Origin of the sequence: Nocardia shimofusensis NBRC 100134 (assembly GCF_001613125.1) — a bacterium.
In the GTDB taxonomy this organism is placed as follows: Bacteria; Actinomycetota; Actinomycetes; order Mycobacteriales; family Mycobacteriaceae; genus Nocardia; species Nocardia shimofusensis.
This window is the reverse complement of the sequence record NZ_BDBT01000073.1, coordinates 1-877: the sequence shown is the minus strand read 5'-3', so window position 1 is coordinate 877 and position 877 is coordinate 1. Positions and strand designations below refer to the sequence as shown.

The window sequence follows — 877 nt, the reverse complement described above, 5'->3', positions numbered from 1 at the left end:
TCAGCGGGTTGAACCCGTGCTCCCGTTGCAGTTTCTGCATTTCGACGGCTTGCTGCCGGCGGTCGCCCGAGTGCTTGTCCTGCAGGGCTTTGATCTGTGGGCCGAGTTCCTGCATCTGGCGGGCGGTGCGGATCTGGGAAATCGCCGGTTTCAGCAGAACCAGGCGGAGGGTGAAGACGAGGAACACAACCGCCAATGCCCAGGCGAAACCACTGTCCGGGCCGAGGAGCACCCCGAACACCTTGTGCCAGAACCACAGATCGCGGACACGGGGTAGTAGATGAAGTCGAGCACGATGAGCACCTCTTCGCCGCACGCCACGGTCGCCCGCGACGCGCGAATAGGGTTCACGTCCAGACACCCTGAACCGGCAGCTGCGACGTGTGGAAGGAAGGACGGCGAAGGCCCGGCGCAGTACCGAAGAGGACTACACCGCAGCCGGCGCCCGTCCCGGTGCTCGGGGACGGCGAGGGCGGCCAGGGGTGTCCGGGAAGCTCTGGCGGCGGAAAGCGCCACGCAGACGCTTCTCCTCACTCGGCGGGCCACCAGCCGTTGTCGTCGGCGCATACCCGTGCGCGACCGCGCCCCGGCCCGCGAACGCCAGAACAACCACGATCGCCACCGCAGCCCCGAGGGCCGTGGTCGAAACGTCCATCCCCACCGTGGTTGCGACCACAAGGCTCAGCACAGCCACCCACGTGAGCTGCACGAGAGTCAGTCCCCGCGCGAGCATCCACCAGATCCGTGCCATGCCGAAAGCGTACTGACATCTCCTCCGGCCCGTCACTCACTGACACCCGCTGCGGGACCCCGCGTCAGTCCACTCACATCTTCGTGGGCCTCCAGCAACGCCGCCAAGCGACCGGCTACTGACATC

1 protein-coding gene and 1 pseudogene are annotated in these 877 nt (G+C 66.7%); both read right to left on the bottom strand.

The genetic code is table 11. The features are described from left to right. Nucleotides 1–294: pseudogene (locus NS3_RS28745) on the bottom strand (YidC/Oxa1 family membrane protein insertase); the annotation flags it as partial. Nucleotides 295–427: 133 nt separating this feature from the next. Next, nucleotides 428–655: a DUF6412 domain-containing protein gene (locus NS3_RS30275; RefSeq protein ID WP_245649855.1), complete on the bottom strand. Its 228-nt coding sequence runs from the start codon at nucleotides 653–655 to the stop codon at nucleotides 428–430. Nucleotides 656–877 lie beyond the last annotated feature (222 nt).

Bases quoted from the DNA above. Each gene is read 5' to 3' on its own strand.
- NS3_RS30275 (WP_245649855.1), bottom strand. From the start codon at position 655: ATGGACGTTTCGACCACGGCCCTCGGGGCTGCGGTGGCGATCGTGGTT.